Raw genomic sequence first — 292 nt, 5'->3', positions numbered from 1 at the left:
CTTCTTCACCTTCGCGCAGGGCACGGGCAAGGCCGACTCGGGCCAGATCGACCTGCAGGCCACGGTCGACTTCTTCGCCGCGAAGGGCACGGTCGCACCGTCGCCGCTCGGCCGCGCGTACCTGAAGGGCACGCAGCCGGTCGACGAGGGCACCGGCCCCATCCCGACCCCGACGCCCGACCCTTCGGCGTCGACGACGCCCACGCCGACCCCGACGTCGACGTCAACGCCGGGCGCCACGGCCGGTCGGCCGGGTTCGCTGGCCACGACGGGCACCGAGCTGCCCTGGGGC

At 75.0% G+C, this 292-nt stretch carries 1 pseudogene; it reads left to right on the top strand.

The window, feature by feature from the left end:
• Window positions 1-292 (top strand): annotated as a pseudogene (locus ACZ3HG_RS23325) (hypothetical protein); the annotation flags it as partial.

Source organism: Erwinia sp. PME.40.26/001, from assembly GCF_055556675.1.
Note: the sequence above shows the minus strand (reverse complement) of the source record. Positions and strands in the feature narration are given on the sequence as shown.